Below are 5736 nucleotides of genomic sequence, written 5' to 3'. Positions count from 1 at the left end.
TGGGCATATTCTTCTTCAAATTCTGACCAAGGAATTAGATTGGCCATAATTACCCAACGATTGTCTGGGGATAATTTCCCCTCCGAGGGAAACTCGAAGTTGTCCGGTGGCGTTGGCAGTTGCTCAATCTTGCGATACATTGGTACTAAGGAGAGAAGATGCAAGGGTTTTAAGCGATTAAGCGCAGATTTAAGTGCATTTGGGAAGCTCTCAATCAAGCTAAAAGCCTTATCCAACAATGTTTTTAGCTTTATTCAGCAAACCCTAGTTAAGAGGAGTAGAAGCAAGAATCTCCCGTCACAGCGTAGCTTGACGGCGAGAGTGTCAAATAACTGATTACTGATTACTGTCGCGGTTGTACGGGGAAACCTTGACGCTGAAGCATTTCCGCCGCATCTTGGCCCGGTTGATAGTTGATGCCGAGGGTAGAGGTGGCCGTATCCTCGATGATTTTGGGAGTGAGGAGAATAATCACCTCCGAGCGATCGTTGCGATTGGTACGACTGCGGAATAAAGCCCCTAAAATGGGAATATCGCCTAAAACTGGCACTTTTGTCTCAGAACTCTGTTGGCGCTCTTGGATAATCCCCGAAAGAATTAAACTCTGTCCATCCCGGAGACGAATTAAACCAGAAGTCAATTCCCGACGAATCAGAGGGGTAAGGGTGTTGACTGTCAGACCACCGCTATCAAATCGAATTGGAGATCCCGGAGAGGCGATGGTAGGGCTAACCGACAGGGAAATAAAGCCGTTATCATCCACCTGCTCGACGTTTACCGCTAGAGTTAACCCAGCATCGGCCAGGACGGGGGTAGTGGTGCGTACGCCACTGAGAGGATCTACTTCCGTCCGCACACTTTCTAGCACTTTCTCGGTGAGCTTAACGGTGGCCTGTTGACCTTCCTGCACCACCAGCGAGGGATCGGTGAGAATCTTGGCATTTCCTGTCTGAATTGAGGCTTGCAGGGTCATCAGGAATTTTTGGGGATATTGGAAGAGGGTCGGGGGTTCATAGGTGAAGACATCTGGTTTACCCGGTGTGGTGACTCCGGTGATGGGATTGAACGTGGCTGGTTCACCAGGAGTAAAGTCACTCAATCCGGGCTGAAAAGGATTACTAATCCGACCAAAACTAGGGCGCGAGTAGGGTGTTAGACCCCCTGAAAAGTCATTCGGTCCCTGGTTAACACGGCCAAAGGGAGCGCCATTCTGAATGTCAAGAAAATTTTGAATTTCTGCTGTCCCCGTACCCGATATGATATCAAAAATCGGTACAACAGGCTGTGCGAAAGCCCCCGGTCTGCCTACAGTTGAGCTAGTAGGTGGGTTCATATTACCAAAGTTCAGCACTGCTGCCCCGTTATCTTGAACGAAGAAACCATCGTTAAAACCGAAGGAAAAACTACTGTTAAAGCGGTCTGTATTGAGCAGGTTGACATCGATAACTTTCACATTAACCACCACCTGACGGCGACGAGCATCCAGTTGGGTTAATAAAGATGTGGCGATTTGGACTTGTCGGGGTTCGCCGATTAAATTGATAGAATTAAGGCGATCATCGGCGGCAATTCTTAAACCAGTTAAAAGTAAGGCAGCTTTTGATCCTTCTGTGTTTTGGGGTGTTAGTGCCTCTAGGGTGGCAGGAACATCCCGGCGACCGGTTACTCGTCCGGTGAGGGGATCGACGATATCCTCGGTTTGGGTAACTAAACGCTGGTATTCCGCCCCTTGGGTGGCGAGGAAAATGGCGGCATTAAAGGCTTTAACTTGATTGAGACGCAGGGTGCGGCTAATCAGATTACGCGCCCCTTGGGGTAATTGCGCCCCGACAAAGATGGTTTTACCCTGACGGTTAGCCTGGAGTCCGGAAATTAACAACACGGCGTTAAAAATGTTTTCCACCGATTCGTTAGTAAATTCCAAGGAAACTGTCTGAGAGGTGGCGTTAGCTTCCCCCTGGGCGCTGGTGAAAACGACGTTATAACCGGCATAGTTAGCAAGGGTCATTAACACTTCTCTAGCGGAAGCTTCCCGCAGTAAAATGCGAGGTACAGTCATATTAGGCTCGAATTTGACCTTTTCGGCACTAGCATCGATGTTAGAGATGGCAATATCTCCCACCGGTGGGGCGACGGCCCGGGGTAGGGTGGGAACACCTGGGGCTTGGGGTGCGCCTTGAATGATAATTTCCGGGTTGGGGACAAGGGGCGCACTTTGGGCGAGCAGTTTTTCACTAGCTAAAATGCGATCGCTGATTTCCTTTTGTACGGCTGCGCTTGAAGGGACAAGCTGATTTGGCGACTTTTGTAAATTTTCTTGACTAAACTCTTGCCAAAATTCAACTTTTAATGTAGCGGATTTTAACTCTGAACCATGGAAGGAAATGGGGGTTTCGGCCAAAGCGCTCAGGGGAGCCATCAATAAAAACGAGGCAATTTGGGGGATAAACAGGGCATAGCGGGACGGATTCACTTTAACTTCACTCCTCAACAATTACGGGATTCAACGGACAAAAAACGCAATACTCACACCGGATTGAAGACTATTATCGGGGCGGACTAGCGGGGGGTTGACCAGCGGCGGGGGGTTGACCAGCGGCGGGGGGTGGCGGTGCTAATTTCGCTAATTCTTCGGCATTGAGAGGAATAATCACATCGAGAAGAAAGGTGGTAGTAACGGGTTTATCGCCTTGGGGAACGATAGTGGCTTTATTGTTGCCGGTACTAACCACTTTAACCGCCGATCCTTCCTTTTCTATCTGGGTATTGAGACTATTTAGCAAAATGAGCGGCTGTAATCTTTCTAAATCCCGAATAACCTCTTGAGTGTTAGCATAGTTCCCTTCGATCTTGACGTTCAGAGTTTGACGTTTGAGCTTATTATTAACCGCGCTCCCGAGGGAACCATCGGAAACCACCACTGGTTCTAGTCCTTGGGGTTGGAAGCTAATCAGCTTAACATTGCGAGACTTAAAGATATTACTAATATCTAAGAGAATCGTGCTTAAGTCCTTTTCTTTGGCAAAAAGCGCGAGTATTTGCTGTTTAATAGCTTTTTTTTCTTGCAACTGACTCTCGATTGTTTGGAAGTCGGAGGCTCTCAGACCGCTTTTTTGTTGATCTAACTGTTGTTGTTTGCCAGCTGCATCGTTTTGCAACTGTTGCAAGGTATTATAAGCGGGCATCACCCAGTTAAAAAGCAGATAGAAAGAACCTAGTAAACCCACCACACCAGCAGCGATGCCACTATTGCGGGGAGTAAAAGTTATCCCGAAAGCGATAGGATACTCTTCAAATTCCTCTAATTCCCGATCTTCAAATTCTTCGGCAAAGGTCATGGTTGAATGGCTCCTTGGCGTTTGAGAGTATTAATCCTAGTGACAACTCCGATCGCGCCATTGCGGGCAAGATTGAGCAGTTGTTGAGTAGCGGGAGTATCACTTAATTGGGCGGTGATCACAAATTGAACCGCTTGGGGGAAAGTAATATTAATATTCTTGTACTCATTGTCCACCTGTACGGGTAAATCGGCTAGGGCAGCACTTTCGATCGCGGTTTTCTTGCCCTGTAAAAAAGGAGAAGCTTGCAGGGTTAAGAGATAATCATTTACTGCTTCGTAACTACTGGCAAAACCACTGATTTTTAACTGAGTAGCTGGATTCGGTTGCCCTTGATCTGGGGCGGCGGGAACCTCCACCTGCTGCACACTGGTTAGCTGGACGCTAGGGGGAGTTTGTTGGCGAATTTCTTGAAGAATGGCTGACCAAGGCCTAATCTGATTGAATACAGTTACCAGAGATTGATTTTCTCCTTCTACTGCCGTTAATTGCGCTCTCAGGTCTTCTAGCTTTTTGCTTTGGGCTTGCAGTTGACCTAATTCCGCGTCCAGTTGCTGAATTTTGGCCTGAGTTTCGCTGGTTTGCCAACCGACGATTAAACCGAGTAATCCCGTCAGTGTCAATAATCCGGCCCCCACTCCCACACCGATCAACAGGGGTGTTTGTTTACGCAGGTTAATAGCGGTGGAAATCTTGGCCGCGGGGGTTGTTCCTTTGCCCGTTTGCTGGAGATGGCGATCCTTAAGAAAATTAACGTCAAGACTATACATAATTTTTGTCTATACCTCCCGTAATCCTAAACCGAGAACTGTTCCCAATCCAGGTCTTTCGATATTAGGAATCTCTTGAGTTGTATCTAAGTTCAGTGATGCGATCGGATCGATTGCCATGGCGGGGACGCTGAGACGTTGAGTAAAATATTCGTCTAGTTGCGCTAAACCGCCCCCGGGACCGGCTAAAAGTAACTGGACGATTTCCAGTTCATCACTTTGGTTAAGATAGAAATTAATCGATCGCCTTAACTCATCGGTTAATTCCCCTAAAACGCGCATCACTGCCGTCATCCCGGCGTTAGTAGGGGCCCCGGAAGTGCCAGTATTGGTGCTAAGACTATCAAAGGCAATAATCGGAATTGTCATCCCCAAAAGAATCTCAGGACTGCGGGAGGTGGGCAAATTCATCGCCCTGGAGAGGGCATTTTGTAGCTGAAAAGTGCCGATGGGGACAGTGCGGGAAAATTGGGGAACGCCGTCAACCACGATGGCAATTTCCGTGTTATCAAATTCTATATCAACAATAACGGCGGCTTCATTGGAACTAAACTGTCGCAAATGCTCGCGAATCGTCCGAATTAGGGCAAAACTATTAATTTCTAGCACATCTACCTGTAATCCTGCCTGTTGGAAGGTTTCCATATAGGCATCGGTAATCTCCCGACGAGTAGCAACTAATAATACTTGTACTTTTTCGATCCCGTCTTCATCCTGAAAGTAGCCTAGTTTTTGGTAGTCGAGATCCACTTCCTCGCGAGGATAGGGAAGGTATAAACTAGCCTCATGATTTAAGACCAGATTTCGCAATTCCTGATCGTCCAATTCCGAGGGAATGGGGATAATCCGGATAATTGACTCGCGCATCGGCACACCAGTAGCGACTCGTTTGCTGTTAATTTTATTTTCCTTGAGGACTTCTTGGATTAATTCCGCTAAAGCGGGGGAATCGACGATTTTTCCCTCCTCAAAGATGCCTTCCGGGATATCCGACGAACAACATTTAACTAATTTATAATTTTGTCCCTGTTTGGTGATCTGAGCTATGTTAATACGCTCCGGGGTGATCTCTAACCCAACACCTTGAGGTTTTTTTGTCAATAGCTTTTTAAAAAAACTTACCATAGATTTTCCTGAGCAGCTCTAAGAGAATTAGTGATTAACAAAGCCAATAATTTTTTGACCTGATTTTATCTAGGGTCGATCAAGGCAGTAAATCAGTCTATAAACGATCCTGACTGGGTAAATTACCCAGAAAAGGTAAAAATCGAGAAGAAGAGAAGCTATTTCGGCACTAAGTACTAACCCGATTATCTGTGTTCAGAGCGAGGTTAATCTCGAGTGGGTGAGAGGAGAGGAGAGGAAGTGCCTATTGATGGTGACATTGTAATCAATTTTGGTGAAAGAACCAAGTCTAGACAAAAAACCTAGTTAGGGTTTGCGGCAAAAAGTTTTTCGGTGGTGGAAGGGTGTGGGGTGTAGGGTGTAGGGTTTTACCGATTTTCAGGTGGTCAACTACCTAATTTTCAGGGAAAAAGTACCTGAATTTTCCCCCTGATCACTCCCATGCCTGGTACTTTTTGATTGACAAAAAGTCTAAAAGTCTTACCCAACAAGGTTTTTAGATT

The 5736-nt window shown here is 46.7% G+C and carries 4 protein-coding genes; all 4 read right to left on the bottom strand.

The genetic code is table 11. The features are described from left to right. Window positions 1-343: 343 nt before the first annotated feature. Window positions 344-2473 (bottom strand): secretin and TonB N-terminal domain-containing protein, encoded by a 2130-nt coding sequence (locus IM319_RS06990; RefSeq protein WP_287735103.1) that lies wholly within the window; start codon window positions 2471-2473, stop codon window positions 344-346. Between the two features lie 73 nt (window positions 2474-2546). Further along, a complete protein-coding gene (locus tag IM319_RS06985) occupies window positions 2547-3338 on the bottom strand; it encodes a pilus assembly protein (RefSeq protein ID WP_286825535.1) in 792 nt (263 codons plus the stop codon). Next, window positions 3335-4108 (bottom strand): PilN domain-containing protein, encoded by a 774-nt coding sequence (locus tag IM319_RS06980; RefSeq protein WP_286825534.1) that lies wholly within the window; start codon window positions 4106-4108, stop codon window positions 3335-3337. Before IM319_RS06980 ends, IM319_RS06985 begins: the two co-directional genes overlap by 4 nt. Window positions 4109-4117: 9 nt before the next feature. After that, window positions 4118-5233 carry a type IV pilus assembly protein PilM gene (pilM, locus tag IM319_RS06975; RefSeq protein WP_287687620.1) on the bottom strand — a complete coding sequence of 372 codons (1116 nt, stop codon included), beginning with the start codon at window positions 5231-5233 and terminating at the stop codon, window positions 4118-4120. Between the last annotated feature and the right edge of the window lie 503 nt (window positions 5234-5736).

Source organism: Microcystis sp. M113S1 (assembly GCF_020246945.1).
Classification (GTDB): domain Bacteria; phylum Cyanobacteriota; class Cyanobacteriia; order Cyanobacteriales; family Microcystaceae; genus Microcystis.
The sequence above is the reverse complement of the archived record's forward strand: the minus strand, read 5'-3'. Positions and strand labels throughout refer to the sequence as shown.